Genomic DNA, 17,459 nt, shown 5'->3' on the forward strand with positions numbered 1-17,459 from the left:
TCGGCCTCAGGGCTTCATCGTATACACCTTCATCGACCTGGCGCAAGATCCATATACACGGCCGTATTCACTTGCGCAGTGCTATCAGCTGTCGTTGCATGCAACGAGCTGAAATGAAAAAGCCCCGTATCCACGGGGCTTTGCGTCGATTTCAGTGATGCACTTGCAAGCATGTGCAATCGCCTGAAATGGCTTGTTTGAATCAGACGTTGAACAGGAAGTTCATCACGTCGCCGTCCTTGACCACGTACTCCTTGCCTTCGGCGCGCATCTTGCCGGCGTCCTTGGCACCCTGCTCGCCCTTGTAGGTGATGAAGTCCTCGAAGGCGATGGTCTGGGCGCGGATGAAGCCGCGTTCGAAATCGGTGTGGATCACGCCGGCCGCCTGCGGGGCGGTGTCGCCCTTGTGGATGGTCCAGGCGCGCACTTCCTTCACACCGGCGGTGAAGTAGGTCTGCAGGCCCAGCAGGCTGAAGGCGGCGCGGATCAGGCGGTTCAGGCCGGGTTCGGTCTGGCCCATCTCGGACAGGAACATGGCCTTGTCCTCGTCGGCCATCTCCGAAAGCTCGCTCTCGGTCTTGGCGCAGATCGCCACCACCGGGCCCTTTTGCGCCGCGGCGTATTCCTTCAGGCGCTCCAGGAAGGGGTTGTTCTCGAAGCCGTCCTCGGCCACGTTGCCGACGAACATGGCCGGCTTGGCGGTGATCAGGCACAGCGGCTTCAGCACCGCCAGCTCTTCCTTGCTGAAGTCGATGGAGCGCACCGGCTTGCCTTCGTTCAGCGTGGCCTCGCACTTTTTGAGCACCTCGACCAGGCGCAGGGCTTCCTTGTCGCCGCCGGCCCGGGCCTGCTTGGTGTAGCGCTGCAGGCTCTTTTCAACGGTGGAGAGGTCGGCCAGGCAGAGCTCGGTCTGGATGACCTCGATGTCGGAAATCGGGTCGACCTTGCCGTTCACGTGGATGACGTTCGGGTCCTCGAAGCAGCGCACCACGTTGACGATGGCGTCGGTCTCGCGGATGTGGCTGAGGAACTGGTTGCCCAGGCCTTCACCCTTGCTGGCCCCGGCCACCAGGCCGGCGATGTCGACGAATTCGACGATGGCCGGCACCACGCGTTCCGGTTTGACGATCTCGGACAGCGCATCCAGACGAGGATCCGGCAGCTCGACGATGCCGACGTTGGGCTCGATCGTGCAGAACGGGTAGTTCTCGGCCGCGATGCCGGCCTTGGTCAGGGCGTTGAAGAGGGTCGATTTGCCGACGTTCGGCAAACCCACGATGCCGCACTTGAGGCTCATCGGACAGTCCTTGAATAGCTGGGGCGCCCGGGCGTCGCTCGGCAGGGACCGGCGATCGGGGAATCTGGGCAAAGGGGCGGGATTTTAGGCGGGCGTGACCCTGTCCGCAGCTGGGCTTGGGGCGGCTTCCTAGAATCCCCGGCTATGCACAGGGCTCCAGTCGATGTATTGATCCGCGGCGATGGCTGCGTCGGGCGGGCGTTGGCGCTGGCCTTGTCGCGCCAGGGCCTGCGCGTGGCATTGCGCGGCCGCCCCCCCGCGGCGGGCGGCCCCGATCTGCGCGCCTACGCGCTGAACCCGGCCTCGCGCCGCCTGCTGCAGGAGCTCAGGGTTTGGGACAGCCTGCCCGCCGAGGCACGCACGCCCGTGCACGACATGAAGGTGCATGGCGACGCGCAAGGCGCACACATCGAGTTCTCGGCCTGGCAGGCCCAGGTGGAGGAACTGGCCTGGATCGTCGACGCCGGCGAGCTGGAAGCCCAGCTGGACGCCGCGCTGCGCTACGCCCCCCATGTGGAGCGCGTGCAGGAGGACGTGCCGCACACCCTGCTGGCCCTGTGTGAGGGCCGCGAGGCCGGCAGCCGCGCCGCGCTGGGGGTGGAGGTGGAGTTGCACCGCTACGGCCACCATGCGCTGGCCGCCCGCCTGGTGGCCAGCCAGCCGCACCAGGGCATTGCCTGGCAGTGGTTCCGCCAGGGCGCGCACGGCCCCGAAATCCTGGCCCTGCTGCCGCTGGACCGGCCCGAACCCGGCCGCAGTTATGCCTTGGTGTGGTCTCAGCCGGCTGCGGCCGCGCAGCAATGGGCCGTGGCCGAACCCGCCGAATTTGAAGCCGAGCTGAACCGCCTGTGCGCCGCCTCGTCCGGCAGCCTGACGCTGGCCAGCGAGCGCAAGACCTGGCCGCTCCAGTGGCTGCGCGCCCGGGAGGTCTGCGGCCCCGGCTTCGTGCTGCTGGGTGATTGCGCGCACCAGGTGCATCCGCTCTCCGGCCAGGGCCTGAACCTCGGCCTGGGCGATGTGGCCGCCTTGGCCCAGGTGCTGCGCCGGCGCGAGCCCTGGCGGCCGCTGGGCGACGAGCGCCTGCTGCGCCGCTATGCGCGTGAGCGCGCCCTGCCCACGCTGCTGATGGGCGGCGGCGCCGATGCGCTCTGGACCGGGTTTGCCCATCCCTCGCCCCTGCTGCGCAGCCTGCGCAACCAGGGCCTGAGCCTAGTCAATCAACTGCCCCCATTGAAGCGCTGGCTGGCCCAGCGCGCGATGGGCTGAATCCCGGCCGAGGTGCCCTGTCCATGAAGACCCTTCCCGTTCTCACCCTGGCCCTGGCCGCCATGCTGGGCTGTTCAGCCGAAGCCAACGAGGCCGTCATCCGCAAGGCCCTGGCGCAGCATCTGCCCGCCCATTTCCCGCCGGTGGACGAGGTGCGCAAGTCCCCCATCCCCGGCGTGTTCGAGGTGCGCTTCGGCACCGAGATCAAGTACACCGATGCCAAGGGCGAGTTCCTCATCGACGGGGACCTGATCGACCTGAAGACACGCAAGAGCCTGACCCAGGAGCGCGTGGACAAGCTCACCGCCGTGAACTTCGACAGCCTGCCGTTCAAGGACGCCATCGTCTGGAAGCGCGGCAACGGCAAGCAGCGCGTAGCCGTGTTCGCCGACCCGAACTGCGGCTACTGCAAGCGCTTCGAGCGCACGCTGCAGGAACTCAAGGACGTGACGGTCTACACCTTCGTGATCCCCATCCTGGGCAGCGACTCGCGTGACAAGAGCCGTGACATCTGGTGCGCCAAGGACAGCAGCGATGCCTGGCTGAGCTGGATGCTGAAGAACCGCCTGCCCGAGAAGGTCAGCGGCGCCTGCGATGAGGCCCCGCTGGAGCGCAATCTGGCCTTCGCCCGCAAATACGCCATCCACGGCACCCCGGCCGTGCTGTTCGAGGACGGCACCCGCGCGCCCGGGGCCATCCCGCTGGAGGCGTTGATGGAGCGCCTGGCCAAAGCCGAGAAGCGGTCTTGAACACCACCCCACTGCCCCCGCCGCCCGTCGTGGCGGTGCGCCTGGCCTACGCCGGGCTGATTCCTTTTGTGCTGGGCGCTGCCCTGGCCTGGCTGCTGCCGCCGCCCGATGGCGCCAGCCCGGGCTTGGACGAGCACACCTATGCCCTGCTCGGCCTGTCGGCCTACGCCGCGGTGGTGCTGGCCTTCCTGGGCGCGGTGCACTGGGGCCGGGCCCTGCAGGCGGGTGAGCGAGCCACCTTCCCCTATGCCTGGGCGGTGGTGCCGGCGCTGCTGGGCACGATGGGCGCGCTGATGCCGGCCTATGCCGGCTTGGTGCTGCAGGGCGTGGCCCTGATCGCCTGCTACGCGGTGGACCGGCAGCAGTACGCCCGCTGGGGCGCCCAGAGCTGGCTGACCCTGCGCTTCCGCTGCACCGTGCTGGCCAGCCTGTGCTGCTTCCTGGCAGCAGCGGCAACATAAGCCGCGCGCTTGCCTTTGCCTTGCTGCTGGCCCTGGTGATCGGGGCGCATTGGCAGCTGGTGCGGCAGTGGCGCGGTGGGCTGAGCCTGCAGGCGCCGCCCGCGCGGATGGCGGTTGAACTGCGCAAGCCCATGGAGCTGAAGGCGCCACCGGCGCCGCCCAAGCCGCAGGCTGAAGCGCCGCGCGCGCGCAGGCAATTGGCCGCCGCGCCGCAGCCGGCCGCGGCGGCATCCGCCGTGGAACTGCCCAAGCCCTTGCCTGAGCTGCCCGCACTGACCGAACTCAGCCCGCCGCCCGTGCTGGCTGATCCTTCCGAGGGCGAGCCCGGCCCGGAGTGGCCGCTCTCGACCCGGCTGCGCTACAGCCTGGTCGGCCACTACCGCGGCGCGGTGCATGGCGACGCCGAGGTCGAGTGGTTGCGCCAGGGGCGGCGCTACCAAGTGCGGTTGACGGTGACGGTCGGCCCCAGCCTGGCGCCCTTCATCACGCGACGCATGCTCAGCGAGGGCGAGCTCACACCGCAGGGCATCAGCCCGCGCCGCTACGACGAAGAGACCCGTGTGCTGGTGGCCAGCCCACGCCGCCTGCAGGTGCTGATCGACCCCCTGCGCATCCAGTTCCCGAACGGCCGCATGGAACCCACGCCGCCCGGCGTGCAGGATTCCGCCAGCCAGTTCGTGCAGCTGACCTGGCTGCTGCTCACCGGCCGCGAACAAGCCCGCGCCGGCCATGCGATTGCCCTGCCGCTGGCCTTGCCGCGCCGGCTCTATGCCTGGCGCTACGACATCGTCGGCCTGGAGACCCTGGACACCCCGCTCGGGCCCTTGCCCGCCTGGCAACTGCGCCCGGTGGTGACCGATAGCCGCGGCACCCTGCAGGCCACCGTCTGGCTCGCACCGCAGTTGCAATACCTGCCGGTGCGCATCCGCATCGTGCAGGACGACGAAACCTGGGTCGATCTGCTGCTGGCCGAGCCGCCGCTGCAGGAAGCCGCGCCCGAAAATGCCCACCCCACCGCAAGAGGCTCCACCCCATGAACTACGAAAACATCCTGGTTGATACCCGTGGCGACGGCGCGCGCAAGACCGGCGTCATCCGCCTGAACCGCCCCAAGGCCCTGAATGCGCTGAGCGACCCGCTGATGGACGAGCTGGGCCATGCGCTCAAGGCCTTCGATGCCGACCCCGGCATCGGCTGCATCGTGCTGACCGGCAGCGAGAAGGCCTTCGCCGCCGGTGCCGACATCCCCACCCTGCTGCAGCACGATTTCCTCTCGGCCTTCAACAGCCAGCTGATCAGCAAGAACTGGGAGCACATCCTCGACGTGCGCAAGCCCGTGATCGGCGCCGTGCACGGCTTCTGCCTGGGCGGGGGCTGCGAGCTGGCGATGATGTGCGACATCCTCTACGCCGCCGACAACGCCAAGTTCGGCCAGCCAGAGATCAAGCTCGGCGTCATCCCCGGCGGCGGTGGCACGCAACGCCTGCCGCGCTGGGTCGGCAAGGCCAAGGCCATGGACCTGCTGCTGACCGGCCGCTTCATGGACGCAGCGGAAGCCGAACGCGCCGGCCTGGTGGCCCGCGTGATCCCGGCCGATCAGCTGCTCGATGAAGCCTTCAAGGCCGCCGAGACCATTAACGGCTACTCGGCCCCGGTGGTGGCGCTGATGAAGCAGCTGACCAACCAGGCGTTTGAAGTGCCGCTGACCGAGGGCGTGAAGATCGAACGCGGCATGTTCCATGCCGTCTTCGGCACCAACGACCAGCGCGAGGGCATGAACGCTTTCCTGGAAAAGCGTCCCGCCAACTGGAAGCATTCCTAAAGCTGCTTGAACTTGTGCGCATAGGCCGCGCTGACCTCCAGGGTCTCCGGCCTTTGCTTGAGCGCGATGCTGAGCTTGCCGCTCAGCGAGCGGCTCACCGAGCGGATCGCACCCACATTGACGATGGTGCTGCGGTGCACCTGCCAGAAGCGTTCGCCGTCCAGGCGCGCCACCAGCTCCTTCAGGGGCAGCGAGATCAGCGCCTCGCTGTCGGCCGTCACCACCGCCACGTATTTGTTGTCGGCGCGGAAGTACTGCACGTCGTCCACGGTGATCAGCTGCAGCTCGCGGCCGCGCTGCACGGTCAGCCAGCGCAGCGGTTCGCTGTCCGCAGCGCTGGAGGCGCTCGGCCCACCCAAGCCGCTGAGATCGGCCGGCGGCTGGTGCAGGCGCTCCTTCACGCGCGCCAGGGTGCGGGCCATCTTCACCACGTCCAGGGGCTTGAGCAGGTAGCCCACCGCGCCTTCGTCGAAGGCCTGCAGGGCGTACTGCTCGTAGGCGGTGATGAACACCACATGGGCGCGGTTGCCAATCAGCCGTGCCACCTCCAGGCCGGAGAGCCCCGGCATCTGCACATCGAGCAGGCAGACCTCGGGCTGCAGGGCTTCGAGCGCCTGCAGGGCGGCGTGGCCGTCGTGCACCACGGCGCAGACCTCGGCCTGCGGCCAGAGCTTTAGCAGCTCCTCGCGGATCTCGGCGGCGAGCCGGGGTTCGTCTTCGGCGATCAGGATGCGGGCCATGGGGGCAGGTCCAGGGTCAAACGGGGCAAGGGCGTGGGGTCGAGTTGCAGCCGGGCGGCTGGCCCGTGTACGGCGTGCAGGCGTTCGGCCAGCGCGGGCAGCTCCAGGGCTGCGGCGGCGCGCTGGGTGGAGGCTTCATCCGGCCCGAGCGCATCCACCTGGATGCGCGTGCCGCCGTCGCTGCGGGCGCGCAGGTCCAGGCTCCAGATCGTGCCGGGCGCCTGCAGCAGGCCGCGCACCAGGGGCAGCAGCACGAAGGGGGCGAAGGGCCGTTCGGTCAAGCCTTCGTCCAGATGCAGATGCAGGCGCTCGGTGTGCTGGGCGTCCTGGCTGATCAGGCGCGCGTAGGCCTGCACGGCCTGGAGCTCGCGCGCCAGCGTGGACACACGTGCCTCGGCATGGGGCTGCAGCGCGCGCAGCAGGGCGATCAGCGCGTCCAGCCGTGCCTGGGCGCGCAGCGGCTCCTGGCCGAGCTCGGTGCTGACGCGCTGCAGGCGCTCGAACAGCAGGTCGGGGTCGACGCGCGCCTGCAGGGCCAGCAGCTGGGCGGCGGCCAGTTCGCGCTGGCGTTCGGCATGGGCCAGCTCGGCCGCCTGCAGCTGGGCTTGCACGCGGCGGCGCTGGCGCAAGCGGGCGTAGACGGCCACGCCCAGGCCCAGCCAGACGCTGCTGGTAGCGGCCAGGCCGATGTCGGCCCGCCAGCTCCACCAAGAGACGACGCCCAGAAACGGCGTGAGCGCCTTGCCCACCACCCACACGCCCAGCAGCACCGTGCCGAGCACGGCGGCGCCATAGGCCAGCGGGGCGGCCAGGCGGCGGGCGTCCACCGCATGGTCGGCCAGGTACAGCGCGGCCAGCAGCGGGAAGCCGAACTGCAGCACGTTGTAGACCAAGGCGCTGGGCACGTTGACCTCGATCATGCTGTTCGCAAACGGCGTGCCGTTGGAGAACAGATTGGCCGCGCCGATGAAGAGCGCCCAGCGCCAGTGCCGCAGCGCGTGCTGGACGGCCGGCCCGATGAGCTGCTGCGGCGCCGTGCTCATAGCGGCAGGCTGAGCCGGGCGATCAGCCCGCGCGGCTGGTTCATCAGCAGGCTCAGGCTGGCCGCCTCGCCATACATCGCCTTCAGCCGCGCGCGCAAGGTCGCCAGGCCGGTGCCATGGCCGCTGGCAGCACTCATGCCGCGGCCGGTGTCGGCCAGCTCCAGCAGCAGCTGCTCGCCTTCGCGCCAGGCGCGCACCGTGATCTCGCCGCCGCCCACCTGGGGTGCGATGCCGTGCTTGATGGCGTTCTCGGCCAGGCTCAGCAGGCTGGTGGAGGGCAGCGGGGTGGCGTGCAGGGCCTCGGGCACGTCGAAGTGCAGGCGCAGGCGCTCGGGCCCCATGCGCAACTGGTGCAGGGCCAGGTAGGCGCGCACCAGGCCGAGCTCACGGCCTAGGGTCGATTCGCTGTCGCGCAGGCTGGGCAGGGCCTCGCCCAGGTAGTGCAGCAGGTCGGCCAGCATGGCGCGCGCGCCCTGCGGGTCGGTCTGGGCCAGCCGGCGCAGGTGCGCCAGGGTGTTGAAGAGGAAGTGCGGCTCCACCTGGGCCTGCAGCAGCTGCAGCCGGGCGGTGGCCAGGTCACGCTCCTGCTGCTGCGCCTGCTGGTTCAGCGCCCGCGCCCGCGCACCCTCGGCGCGCGCGCGCTGTGTGGCTTCGTGTGCGGTGACGAGGCAGGCGGCCAGGGTCAGCATCACCTGGATGAGGTAGGGGCCGGGTCCGGGTGCGAGTTTGGGGTCCACATGGTGCGCCAGCCAGGCCAGCCCCATGCCGACCGCCGCGGCCGCCAGCACCAGCAGCGCCAGGCCGAGACCGCGACCCCGCCCCGGCGGCAGCCAGGGGTGCAGCAGGGCGGTGCAGGCCATCATGCTCAGCAGCATCAGGAAGTTGCCGAGGCCGCCGCCGCTGACCAGGTGCAGGCACTCGCTGGGCTCGGGGGCATCGACCGCGCAGTGCACGAAGCCGGGCACGGCCATCGCCAGGGCCAGGCCGGCGGCCAGGCCCAGGGCGATGCGGAGTTCGTGCCGGCGGGTGGGGTTCATCGGGGGGTGGAGGCGGCGGCGAGGCGCGTGTGCGGCGCTTCAGCGCGCGGTTCCTGGAAGCGGATGGTAAGAAGCTGGCGCTGCGGCGTGGCGCTGCGGCAGTCCTGACCCTGCAGTGCGGTGCGCACGCGGCTCAGGTAGCGGCGCGGGCCGCTCACGGCCTCGACCTGCTGCACGCCTTGGCCATCCAAATGCAGCAGCACCTGCACCTCGGCTTCGGTGCCCAGTTCTTGCTTGGCCGTGGCCAGGAGCTCGGGAATCTGCTCGGCCAGCGCTGGGCATTGGGCGCGCAGATCCTGGCGCGGGGCCGGCTCGGCGTGGGCAGCCAGGCTCAGCAGGGTGGCGATCAGAAGGGTGGGGGTGCGGAAGGTCATGATGCGCTCCGAAGGGGTTGTCGATGGAGCGGATGGTTCCGCGTTCGCCCTGCGGCTTCAGTAGAAACCCGATGAAGCCGGCACGGCGGCGACGAATTGGCCCGCAGGCCCGACGAAGCCGCCGGATAGAGTGCCGACCATGTTTGCTTACCGACACGCCTTTCATGCCGGCAACCACGCCGACGTGCTGAAACACCTGGTGCTGGTGCAGCTGCTGCAGCACTTGAGCCAGAAAGAGAAGGGCTACCGGGTCATCGACACCCACGCCGGCGCCGGCGCCTACTCGCTGCGCAGCGAGCAGGCCAACAAGAAGCTGGAGTGGCTGGACGGCATCGGCCGCATCTGGGAGCGCAAGGACCTGCCCAAGGGCGTGGCCGCCTACCTGGACGAGGTCGAGCGCTTCAACGGCCCCGGCGTGCTGAAGAACGTGCCGGGCTCGCCCACGCTGATCCGCCAGCTCTTGCGGGCGCAGGACGAGCTGCATGCCTTCGAGGTCCACCCCACGGACCTGCGCGCGCTCGAAAAGCTGATGGCCGAGGCCAAGGGTGTGAAGGTGCACCTGGCCGATGGCTTTACCTCACTCAAAGCCCTGCTGCCACCACCGACGCGGCGCGGGCTGGTGCTGATCGACCCGCCCTACGAGATCAAGACCGACTACGCCCGCACCCTGGCGGCGGTGCGCGAAGCCCTGACGCGCTTTCCGGAAGCCGTGGTGGCGGTATGGATTCCGCAGCTGCAGACGGTCGAGGCCCAGCAGCTGCCGCAGCGCCTGCGCAATGCCGTCAAAGGCGTGGCCAAGAAGGGCTGGCTGGATGCGCAGCTGAGCGTGGCGGCGCCGCAGGACGGCGGCTTCGGCCTGCTGGGCAGCCATATGTTCGTGGCCAACCCGCCGCACACCCTGGGTGCGCTGCTGGCCCAGGAACTGCCGTGGCTGGCCGAGGTGCTGGGTCAGTACGAGGGCGCCAAGGGCGTGCTGCAGGCCGGCGCCTGAGGGCGGCGGCGGAAGGTGTGCCGCCCTACAGGTGGGCGCGGATGATGGAAGCCAGCCGGCCGTTGGCCTGCAGCCGGGCCAGCGCGGCGCGCAGGCGCTCGATCAGTTCGCGCGGCAGCTGCGGCCGCGCATAGAGCGCATAGGCACCACCGCCGGCATCAAAGGGCGGCGCGAACTGCACCCCTTCCAGCCGGGCCTGCCTCAGTGCCTGGGCGAGCAGGAAGTCGGTCGACACCACCGCGTCCACGCGTTCCAGGGCCAGCATGCGCAGGCCCTGGAAGGGTTCCGTGATGGGGACGAACTGCACCTCGGGGTTGTCGTTGATCGCGGCGTTGTAGTACGCACCCCGCGCCATGCCCAGGCGCTTGCCGCGCAGCGCGGCGAGTGACTGGATCGGACGGGCCTGCAAGCTGATGACCAGGTAGCGCACCGGGTGCAGCGGGTGCACCAGCGTGCCCTGGCTGTCCAGGTCCGGACCGGTCAGGGCTACCACCGCGTCGACGGCTTCGTCCAGCAGCGCGCGCTTGACGCGGGCGTAGGGTGCCGAGCTCAGGCGCAGGCGCAGGCCTTCGAGCTGCGCCATCTCCTGCAGCATGTCCGGGTGCATGCCCAGGATCTGCTGACCCTCCCGGTGCGAGTAGGGCCGCACGTCATTGACCATGACGCGCAATTCCTCCGCCTGCGCCAGGGCGCGCAGGGGCAGGGCAGGCGCGGCCAGCAGCAGGTCACGACGGGAGAGGCGCACAGGCATCCCCGCAGTGTCGCAAGCCGGCCCTCTCCTCCTGTTTCAGGAGCCGGGCGCGGGCCGTGCTGCCGCGCTCAGGGCTGGGGTTCCGAGGCGCTGCGGGCCGCCTCGGGCGGCACCGGCGGCAAGGCGCGCGTCACCCGCGCGCTGCGGCCCTGGCTGACCACCATCACCTTGTCGCCGGCGGCGAAACGCTCCTCGCCCTGCGACTGCACGATCGCGACGCGCTCGCCATTGCGCAACTGAATGATGAGCTCCAGCGCTTCCTCGCGGCCTGACTCGCGCTCGATCGCGTGGCCGATCACCCCGCCCAGGATGGCCCCCAGGGTCGAGAAGATCACCGATTCGCGGCGGCCGCCCACCGTGCCGCCGGCCACGCCGCCGGCCACCGCGCCGGCGGTGGCACCCAGGCCGCTTTGGTGGCCGTCCAGGCGCACGGTGCGCACGGCCACCACGGTGCCGTCCTGCACCTGGGCCATGCGCATCACCTCATGGCGGGGGCGCAGATCGGGGTTGGTGCTGGCACAGGCACTGAGCAACAGGGCGGCCAGCAGGGGCAGGGCAATGGGTTTCATTCGGGTCTCCGCTTCGCGGCCGGTGGAACGCGAACAAGGGGTGCGCCGTTGACGCGAGTTGTTGACGACTTCGCCATGGCCTATAAACACCACCACGAAAGGGGTGGCCAATGAGAGCGTACTGGTTGTGTGGCACGGTTGATCTTCTGTGTGTGGTTCCTTGTGCGATGCCGACGCATTGGTGGGTTATGGCTGCCCCGCCGGCTGCGCAGCCGGCCGTGGTGGTACAGGCGCCCCCGCCCCCGCCCCCGCCCGCACCTCCCCCGCCTCCGCCCACGCTGCCGCATGGCGAGGCGGTGCTGACGGCGGCCAATGCGCTCTTCTCCAAGGTCGACCTGGACGGCGTGGCGCCCGCCGCCAACAAGCGCTACACGGTGGTGGTGGACCCGCTGATCGACGGCGTCTCGCGCATGCAGACGCGCGCCACACAGCAGATCGAGCAGCGTATCGGCCAGCTGGTCAAGGCCAGCTACCCGCAGTTCGACATCAAGCCGCTCAGCACGGCCGTGCTCGATCAAAAGCCGCTGGTGGTGATCGGCACCTTCACGCCCATCAATCAGCAGGGCAAGACCGAGGGCGTGCGCGACCAGTACCGCTTCTGTCTTGCGATGGTGGACCTGAAGTCCGGCAAGCTCGTCAGCAAGACGGTGGCGCGCTCGCGCATGGAGCAGGTGGACGCGGCGCCGCTGCGCTTCTTCGCCGATGCGCCGGCCTGGACCCAGGACGCCCCGGCGGAGGGCTATGTGAAGACCTGCCAGGCCTCGAAGGCGGGCGACCCGATCCAATCCGCCTACCTGGCCGGCCTGGTGGCCACCAGCAGCGTGGAAGAGGGCATCCGCCACTACAACAACGCGCGCTGGAAGGAGGCCGAAGCGGCCTTCGCGCGCGCCCAGACCACCGCCGCGGGCAAGCAGCTGCGCGTGCTCAGCGGCCTCTACCTGAGCCAATGGCGCCAGGGCAAGCGTGACGCCAGCGTCAAGAGCCTGAGTCAGCTGCTGGACTACGGCATCGAGCAGGGCAAGCTGGCCATGATGTTTGCCTTCGCGCGCGGCTCCACCGTGCTGCCGGCCGACGCCAAGCCCGGCAATCTGCGCCCCGACCTGGCCGAGGACCTGGCCAAGCAGGCGCCGCCGCTGCCCAACCAGCCCGGCCAGACCCGTGGCTTCAAGGCCGTGCCGGCCGAAGAGCAGAAGGCCGACGCGCAGCGCGCCGAGAGCGCACCGCCCACGCGCGGCTTCAAGGCTGTGCCGGCGGACCCAGTTGTCACGCCGCCGCAGCAGCTGTGGGTCGAAGTGCTGGCGCGCCGGTTGGCTGCCGACAAGCGCTGTGCCGAAGTGCAGGGGCATGTCAGCCGCAACGGGCCGGAAGAGGTGAACGAGCGCATCTCTGCGCTTCGCGCTGAGCATGTGCGCCGCCGCCTCGTGAGCCTGCAACCCGAGCTGGACCAGCGACTGATCGCCATCGGCCTGGGTTCGCGCGACAACCTGGTGGGAACTGGCAAGGACGATGCCAGCGACCAGCTCGACCGCCGCGTCGACTTCAAGCTCCTGCCCTGTAGCGGCTGAGCATGCGCACCCTGCTGCTGCTGTTGCTGGCGCTGCTGGGCGCAGCAGCGGCAGCGCAGGATCAGCCGATGCTGCGCGTGGCCGGCGCCGGCCACCATGCGGCCATCCGTGCGCTGGCGCACGACGCCCGCGGCGAGCTGTGGCTGACGGTGTCCGAGGACAAGACCGCGCGGCTCTGGCGGGGCCGCCAGCTGCAGGCGGTGCTGCGGCCGCCGATTGGCGCCGGGCAGGAAGGCAAGCTGTTTGCCGGTGCGCTCAGCCCGGACGGCCGCCTGGCCGCGCTGGCCGGCTGGAGCGCCGGCAACGACATCTATCTGTTCCGTTGCGCCGATGGCCAGCTGTTGGCGCGCATCCAGGGTCAGCCCAATGTGGTCAACCAGCTGGCCTTCAGTCCGGACGGTCGACTGCTGGCCGTCGCCCTCTGGGGTCCGCATGGCGTGCAGCTCTGGCGCGGCGAAGCGGACTGGCAGCGCCCGCAGTTCGCAGGCGCCGACAACGACTACGCCGACAGCAGCTACGGCCTGGCCTTCAGCCCCGATGGGCGCTGGCTGGCCAGCAGCGCGCACGATGGCCGCGTGCGCCTGTATGCGCTGGGCGCGGACGGCCTGCGCCGCCAGGCCGAGCAGAAACTGGGCGGGCCCTTGCATGGCCTGCAGTTCGCGCCCGACAGCCAGCGCCTCGCCGTGGGCCATGCCGAGCTGCCGCAGGTGCAGATCCTGCGCACCGAGGGCCTGCAGCCCGAGCGCCTGCTGCGGGGCACCGGGAGTGGCGGCCTGAGCCAGGTGGTCTGGAGCCCGGACGGCGCCGAGCTGCGCGCCGCCGGCAGCTGGCGCCAGGGTGCCGGCCGCCATGGGCTGATGCGCTGGAACCGGCAGGGCCAGGCGCAGGGCGGGCCGCAGCTGGCCAGCGACTCGATCACCGAGCTCAGCCAGCTGCCCGACGGCCGCCTGGCCTTCGCCGCCGCCGACGCCAGCTGGGGCTGGCTGGGGCCGGACGGTCAGCTGCAGACCCAGGGCAGCGCGCGCACCGACTACCGCGCCCTGGCCGGCGCCAGCCTGCGCGTTTCGGCCGACGCGCGCCAGCTGCACTGGAGCGGCTGGGGTGCGCAGGCCTTCGAGTTCCCGGCCTTTGCCTGGCGGCCCCCCGCGGGTGAGCTGCGCGCGGCCGTGCAGGGCCGCCCCGGAGCCCAGCTGCGCGACTGGCGCGACAGCAGCAAGCCCAGCCTGAACGGCAAGCCGCTGGCGCTGGAGCCCGGTGAAGTGGCGCTGAGCGCCGCCGTGGACCCGCAGCGCCCTCGCCTGGCCCTGGGCACCGGCTGGAAGCTGCGCTGGTTCGACCTGCAGGGCCGCGAGCTCTGGCAGCAGGACCTCAGCGCGCCCTGCTTCGCGCTGGCCTTGAGCGCCGATGGCCGCTTCATCGTTGCCGGCCTGGGGGACGGCACCTTGCGCTGGTTCCGTGCCCGCGACGGCGAGCCCCTGCTGGCCTTCTACAACGAGGGCCGCGCCTGGGTGGCCTGGACGCCCGACGGCCGCTACAGCGCGGGCGAAGGGGGCGAGGCCCTGGTGGGCTGGCACCTCAACCGCGGGGCGGACCAGGCGGCCGAGTTCCTGCCCCTGGCGCGCTTTGCCGAGCGCCACGACGACCCGCAGGCCGTGTTCGCCGCGCTGGGCGGCGAGGCCAGCGCACGCCCCGTGACGGACCTGCGTGAGGGCCTGCGCCTGCCGCCCAGCGTGCAGCTGCTCGGCCCCGAGCCCGACAGCCGCCTGCGCGAACCCGGCCTGGCGCTGAAGCTGCAGGCGCAGGACCGCGGCGGCGGCGTGGACGAGCTGCGCCTGTACCTGAACGACAAGCTGGTGGAACGCCTGCCGGCGCGCGGCCTGCGCCGCGCGGGCAGCGCGCTGGAGGCGCAATGGCAGGTGCGCCTGCAGCCCGGCGAGAACCGCCTGCGCGCCCTGGCGCTGGGGCTGGACCGTACCGAGTCACAGGCTGCCGAGCTGCGCCTGGTCTACGACGCCCCGCCGCCGCGCCCCAGCCTGCATGTGCTGACGGTGGGCGTGAACCGCTACCGCAATGCCGCGCTGAACCTCAGCTTTTCCGTGCCCGATGCGCGCGGCGTGGCCGGCCTGCTGCGCCAGACCGGCGCCAGGCTGTTCGAGCGCGTGCAGGTGGAGGAGCTGCACGACGAGCAGGCCACCAAGGCCGGCGTGCTGGCACGCCTGCAGGCCCTGCGGCAGACGCGCGAGGACGATGTGGTGCTGGTCTACCTGGCCGGCCATGGCGACACGCTGAAGGACGACTGGTACTTCGTGCCACATGAACTCACCAACCCCGAGCAGCCCGAGCGCCTGGCCGAAGGCGGCCTGTCCTCGCGCGAACTGGCCGAGGCCCTGCGGCAGATGCCGGCGCGCAAGGTGGTGGTGCTGATCGACGCCTGCAAGTCCGGCGCGGCTGCCGTCGGCTTCCGTGGTTTGGAGGAACGCCGCGTGCTGGCCCAGCTCTCGCGTGCCAGCGGCACCCATCTGATCGCCGCCACCACCAAGGAGCAGCTGGCCAGCGAGCTGGGCCAGCTGGGCCACGGCGTCTTCACCTACGCCCTGCTGGAGGGCCTGCGCGGCAAAGCTGCGGCCGGCGGGCCGGAGGTGACGGCGCGCAAGCTGATGGTCTATGTGGAGCAGGCCCTGCCCGAGCTCTCCAAGCGCTACCGCGCCGAGGAGCAGTTCCCCGTGGTCAACAGCACCGGCATGGACTTCCCCATCAGCTTGAAGTAATTGAAACAAGGCTGTCGGCAGCGGATACCCGCCTGAAACCACGCCTCGCGACAGTGCGCTCCATACCCCAGGAGCGTCAGCATGAGTCTTCCCCTCGTCGTTGCCTTGCACAGCAGTGCCGCCAGTGGCCGCCAATGGCAGGCCTATCGTGAGGCCAGTGCCGGCCGCCTGAACTGGATCACGCCGGACCTGATCGGCTACGGACGCGACGAAACCTGGAGCAGCAGCGTGGGTGTCACGCTCGACCAGGAGGTCGACCGCCTGGCCCCTCACCTGCTGCTGCCAGGCCAGAGCTTCCACCTGGTGGGGCATTCCTACGGCGGCGCGGTGGCCTTGCAGTTCGCGCTGCGCCACCCGCGCGCGGTGCGCTCGCTCACGCTCTACGAACCGGTGCGCTTTGCTGCACTGCGCCAGGCCGGTTTGCAATCCGAATGGCGCGAGATCCGCAGCCTGGCCGCCCGGGTGCGCCAGCGCAGCTTGGCCGGTGACTGGCAGGGCGCGGCGCGGGCCTTCCTGGGCTTCTGGAGCGGCCGCCCGGAAGACGCGCTGGATGCCCGTACCGTGATGTCCGTCGGCGCGCGCTGCCCCAAGGTCTGCGCGGACTTCGACGCCCTCTTCAACGACACCGTGCCGCTGCGCCTGCTGGGCGCGCTGCAGATGCCGGTGCGCCTGCTGGTGGGCAGTGAATCGCCCGCGCCGGCGCGGGCCGTGGCCCAGGTGCTGGAGCTGGCCATGCCGCAGGCCGATCTGCAGGAACTGCCCGGTCTGGACCATCTGGCGCCGCTGCGCGCCTCCGCTGGGCTACAAAGTCTGCTCACCGCTTTTGCCCAGCAAGAGCATCTGCTGGCCGCCTGACGGCCAAGAGGAATTCCTATGCGCGCACTTGTACTGACCCTGCTAATGAGCCTTTCCGCCTTGGGCCACGCCAGCGAATCCATCGAAGCCGTACTGACGGCCATGCAGGGCGAGAAGAAGGGTGTGACCCTCTACGTCCAAGGCCAGCAGATCGGCGGCGCCGTCGTCAAGCTGGAGCCCGGCAAGACGGTCGAGCTGCGCGGGCCGGGCGGCCAGCGCATCGTCGTGCGCCTGGACCGCGTGGACGCGGTGGCGCTGTACCCTTAAATCGCTAAATCGGCGTAGTCAGCCAGCGCAGCTCAGATCAAGTGCCACCGCGGAACCGGCTCTGCCGGGCCGCTGGTGGCGCCCCCTGGGGGGAGGCGGCCCCTTGGGCCGCTTCGGGGGGGTCAACCATGCAGCCTGCTTGAGGCAGGCACGCTGGCGAGCAGGAACTCCATCTGGTCCGTCAGGATGCGGCGGCCGCGCAGGATCATGTCCTCGTGCAGGCTGGGCACATAGGGCAGGTAGAGCAGGCTCATGCCGGCTTCCTCGCACAGGCGGTTGCCCTTGCGGTGGTTGCAGCTGCGGCAGGCGGTGATGCAGTTCATCCAATGGTCGCGCCCACCCCGGCTGGTGGGCTGGATGTGCTCGCGCGTCAGCTCACTTTCCGGAAAGTGGGCGCCGCAGTAGGCGCACAGGAAGCGGTCGCGGGCGAACAGCTTCGGGTTGGAGAGCGCAGGTTCGTGCCGCCAAGCCCGGCTGGGGATGGCGCCGCGCGCGGCCAGGATGGGCGGCACCTCGATGCGCGACTGCCGCCCGGTGACCCGGTTCCAGCCGCCGCGCAGCACCGCGCAGGGCTCGCCCAGGGTCCAGGCGATGGCATCGCAGGCCACCATCACCGCGGCTTCCCGCACACTGATCCAGGCCTGCGGGCGACCGGAAATATCGAGCTGCAGAACGTCCAAGGCTGCACCACCTCCTTGGACGGCCAGCCTACTCCTGTCAGATGACAGAAAGAAATCCGGCCCGACCCGTGGAGGAATGCCTGGAACACCGGGAGAACCAGGGGGTGATTTAGAGCACGGCCTCCAGCTTCCGTGACGGGATGGGCTTGCCGACGGGGTGCAATGCGCCAAAAATAGAACGATCGTTCGTTTTATTTCAGGCCCAAGACAAGCCCCCGAGACCC

18 protein-coding genes are annotated in these 17,459 nt (G+C 70.2%); 10 read left to right on the top strand and 8 right to left on the bottom strand.

From position 1 onward, the window contains the following. Positions 1 to 202: 202 nt before the first annotated feature. Entirely contained in the window at positions 203 to 1,297 is a 1,095-nt protein-coding gene (ychF, locus tag ACE3QP_RS06925; RefSeq protein WP_374434716.1) for a redox-regulated ATPase YchF, read from the bottom strand. Positions 1,298 to 1,441: 144 nt separating this feature from the next. Between ychF and ACE3QP_RS06930 the strand changes: the two genes are divergently transcribed. The 5 genes from ACE3QP_RS06930 to ACE3QP_RS06950 are packed head-to-tail and all read left to right on the top strand — an operon-like array spanning position 1,442 to position 5,595. Then, positions 1,442 to 2,563: an FAD-dependent monooxygenase gene (locus ACE3QP_RS06930; protein WP_374434718.1), complete on the top strand. Its 1,122-nt coding sequence runs from the start codon at positions 1,442 to 1,444 to the stop codon at positions 2,561 to 2,563. A gap of 23 nt (positions 2,564 to 2,586) precedes the next feature. Further along, positions 2,587 to 3,312: a DsbC family protein gene (locus ACE3QP_RS06935; RefSeq protein ID WP_374434719.1), complete on the top strand. Its 726-nt coding sequence runs from the start codon at positions 2,587 to 2,589 to the stop codon at positions 3,310 to 3,312. Beyond that, positions 3,309 to 3,773: a DUF3429 domain-containing protein gene (locus ACE3QP_RS06940; RefSeq protein ID WP_374434721.1), complete on the top strand. Its 465-nt coding sequence runs from the start codon at positions 3,309 to 3,311 to the stop codon at positions 3,771 to 3,773. Before ACE3QP_RS06935 ends, ACE3QP_RS06940 begins: the two co-directional genes overlap by 4 nt. Then, positions 3,743 to 4,810: a DUF3108 domain-containing protein gene (locus ACE3QP_RS06945; RefSeq protein ID WP_374434722.1), complete on the top strand. Its 1,068-nt coding sequence runs from the start codon at positions 3,743 to 3,745 to the stop codon at positions 4,808 to 4,810. Before ACE3QP_RS06940 ends, ACE3QP_RS06945 begins: the two co-directional genes overlap by 31 nt. Beyond that, positions 4,807 to 5,595, top strand: coding sequence for an enoyl-CoA hydratase (locus ACE3QP_RS06950; RefSeq protein WP_374434724.1), 789 nt, complete (start codon positions 4,807 to 4,809; stop codon positions 5,593 to 5,595). The genes ACE3QP_RS06945 and ACE3QP_RS06950 overlap by 4 nt, the downstream gene beginning before the upstream one ends. Here ACE3QP_RS06950 and ACE3QP_RS06955 read toward each other — a convergent pair. The 4 genes from ACE3QP_RS06955 to ACE3QP_RS06970 are packed head-to-tail and all read right to left on the bottom strand — an operon-like array spanning position 5,592 to position 8,789. Continuing rightward, complete coding sequence (locus ACE3QP_RS06955) at positions 5,592 to 6,335, bottom strand: LytR/AlgR family response regulator transcription factor (RefSeq protein ID WP_374434725.1); 744 nt, start codon at positions 6,333 to 6,335, stop codon at positions 5,592 to 5,594. The two genes, ACE3QP_RS06950 and ACE3QP_RS06955, sit on opposite strands and share 4 nt — an antisense overlap. After that, complete coding sequence (locus tag ACE3QP_RS06960) at positions 6,320 to 7,378, bottom strand: histidine kinase (protein ID WP_374434726.1); 1,059 nt, start codon at positions 7,376 to 7,378, stop codon at positions 6,320 to 6,322. The genes ACE3QP_RS06955 and ACE3QP_RS06960 overlap by 16 nt, the downstream gene beginning before the upstream one ends. Then, positions 7,375 to 8,415: a sensor histidine kinase gene (locus ACE3QP_RS06965; protein ID WP_374434727.1), complete on the bottom strand. Its 1,041-nt coding sequence runs from the start codon at positions 8,413 to 8,415 to the stop codon at positions 7,375 to 7,377. Before ACE3QP_RS06965 ends, ACE3QP_RS06960 begins: the two co-directional genes overlap by 4 nt. After that, complete coding sequence (locus ACE3QP_RS06970) at positions 8,412 to 8,789, bottom strand: hypothetical protein (RefSeq protein ID WP_374434728.1); 378 nt, start codon at positions 8,787 to 8,789, stop codon at positions 8,412 to 8,414. Before ACE3QP_RS06970 ends, ACE3QP_RS06965 begins: the two co-directional genes overlap by 4 nt. 139 nt (positions 8,790 to 8,928) lie before the next feature. Between ACE3QP_RS06970 and ACE3QP_RS06975 the strand changes: the two genes are divergently transcribed. Further along, positions 8,929 to 9,780, top strand: a complete 852-nt coding sequence (locus ACE3QP_RS06975; protein WP_374434729.1) for a 23S rRNA (adenine(2030)-N(6))-methyltransferase RlmJ — start codon at positions 8,929 to 8,931, stop codon at positions 9,778 to 9,780. Positions 9,781 to 9,805: 25 nt separating this feature from the next. Here the strand turns inward: ACE3QP_RS06975 and ACE3QP_RS06980 are convergent, their stop codons facing one another. Next, positions 9,806 to 10,531, bottom strand: a complete 726-nt coding sequence (locus tag ACE3QP_RS06980; protein WP_374434730.1) for a substrate-binding periplasmic protein — start codon at positions 10,529 to 10,531, stop codon at positions 9,806 to 9,808. A 68-nt stretch (positions 10,532 to 10,599) separates the two neighbouring features. Then, on the bottom strand, positions 10,600 to 11,100 hold the full coding sequence (locus ACE3QP_RS06985) for a glycine zipper 2TM domain-containing protein (protein ID WP_198113191.1): 501 nt from the start codon (positions 11,098 to 11,100) through the stop codon (positions 10,600 to 10,602). A 188-nt stretch (positions 11,101 to 11,288) separates the two neighbouring features. Here ACE3QP_RS06985 and ACE3QP_RS06990 point away from each other — a divergent pair, with 188 nt between their 5' ends. The 4 genes from ACE3QP_RS06990 (at position 11,289) to ACE3QP_RS07005 (ending at position 16,555) form a co-directional block, all read left to right on the top strand. Beyond that, complete coding sequence (locus ACE3QP_RS06990) at positions 11,289 to 12,665, top strand: OmpA family protein (RefSeq protein WP_374434731.1); 1,377 nt, start codon at positions 11,289 to 11,291, stop codon at positions 12,663 to 12,665. Between the two features lie 2 nt (positions 12,666 to 12,667). After that, complete coding sequence (locus tag ACE3QP_RS06995; RefSeq protein ID WP_374434732.1) at positions 12,668 to 15,433, top strand: caspase family protein; 2,766 nt, start codon at positions 12,668 to 12,670, stop codon at positions 15,431 to 15,433. A gap of 81 nt (positions 15,434 to 15,514) precedes the next feature. Beyond that, a complete protein-coding gene (locus ACE3QP_RS07000; RefSeq protein WP_374434733.1) occupies positions 15,515 to 16,288 on the top strand; it encodes an alpha/beta fold hydrolase in 774 nt (257 codons plus the stop codon). Between the two features lie 18 nt (positions 16,289 to 16,306). Further along, on the top strand, positions 16,307 to 16,555 hold the full coding sequence (locus tag ACE3QP_RS07005; protein ID WP_374434735.1) for a hypothetical protein: 249 nt from the start codon (positions 16,307 to 16,309) through the stop codon (positions 16,553 to 16,555). Between the two features lie 122 nt (positions 16,556 to 16,677). Here ACE3QP_RS07005 and ACE3QP_RS07010 read toward each other — a convergent pair whose 3' ends face one another. Beyond that, the gene (locus tag ACE3QP_RS07010) at positions 16,678 to 17,235 is read right to left on the bottom strand and encodes an HNH endonuclease (RefSeq protein ID WP_198113200.1); all 558 of its coding nucleotides are present in this window, start codon (positions 17,233 to 17,235) and stop codon (positions 16,678 to 16,680) included. Positions 17,236 to 17,459 lie beyond the last annotated feature (224 nt).

Source organism: Inhella sp. (genome assembly GCF_041912635.1).
GTDB lineage: Bacteria > Pseudomonadota > Gammaproteobacteria > Burkholderiales > Burkholderiaceae_C > Inhella.

What these genes read in the sequence shown, in the direction of transcription:
- ACE3QP_RS06950 (WP_374434724.1), top strand. Translation starts at nt 4,807, where the DNA reads ATGAACTACGAAAACATCCTGGTTGATACCCGTGGCGACGGCGCGCGC.
- ACE3QP_RS06990 (WP_374434731.1), top strand. Translation starts at nt 11,289, where the DNA reads ATGGCTGCCCCGCCGGCTGCGCAGCCGGCCGTGGTGGTACAGGCGCCC.
- ACE3QP_RS06935 (WP_374434719.1), top strand. Translation starts at nt 2,587, where the DNA reads ATGAAGACCCTTCCCGTTCTCACCCTGGCCCTGGCCGCCATGCTGGGC.
- ACE3QP_RS06930 (WP_374434718.1), top strand. Translation starts at nt 1,442, where the DNA reads ATGCACAGGGCTCCAGTCGATGTATTGATCCGCGGCGATGGCTGCGTC.
- ACE3QP_RS06975 (WP_374434729.1), top strand. Translation starts at nt 8,929, where the DNA reads ATGTTTGCTTACCGACACGCCTTTCATGCCGGCAACCACGCCGACGTG.
- ACE3QP_RS07000 (WP_374434733.1), top strand. Translation starts at nt 15,515, where the DNA reads ATGAGTCTTCCCCTCGTCGTTGCCTTGCACAGCAGTGCCGCCAGTGGC.
- ACE3QP_RS06995 (WP_374434732.1), top strand. Translation starts at nt 12,668, where the DNA reads ATGCGCACCCTGCTGCTGCTGTTGCTGGCGCTGCTGGGCGCAGCAGCG.
- ACE3QP_RS06970 (WP_374434728.1), bottom strand. Translation starts at nt 8,789, where the DNA reads ATGACCTTCCGCACCCCCACCCTTCTGATCGCCACCCTGCTGAGCCTG.
- ychF (WP_374434716.1), bottom strand. Translation starts at nt 1,297, where the DNA reads ATGAGCCTCAAGTGCGGCATCGTGGGTTTGCCGAACGTCGGCAAATCG.
- ACE3QP_RS06960 (WP_374434726.1), bottom strand. Translation starts at nt 7,378, where the DNA reads ATGAGCACGGCGCCGCAGCAGCTCATCGGGCCGGCCGTCCAGCACGCG.
- ACE3QP_RS06985 (WP_198113191.1), bottom strand. Translation starts at nt 11,100, where the DNA reads ATGAAACCCATTGCCCTGCCCCTGCTGGCCGCCCTGTTGCTCAGTGCC.
- ACE3QP_RS06955 (WP_374434725.1), bottom strand. Translation starts at nt 6,335, where the DNA reads ATGGCCCGCATCCTGATCGCCGAAGACGAACCCCGGCTCGCCGCCGAG.
- ACE3QP_RS06965 (WP_374434727.1), bottom strand. Translation starts at nt 8,415, where the DNA reads ATGAACCCCACCCGCCGGCACGAACTCCGCATCGCCCTGGGCCTGGCC.
- ACE3QP_RS07005 (WP_374434735.1), top strand. Translation starts at nt 16,307, where the DNA reads ATGCGCGCACTTGTACTGACCCTGCTAATGAGCCTTTCCGCCTTGGGC.
- ACE3QP_RS06980 (WP_374434730.1), bottom strand. Translation starts at nt 10,531, where the DNA reads ATGCCTGTGCGCCTCTCCCGTCGTGACCTGCTGCTGGCCGCGCCTGCC.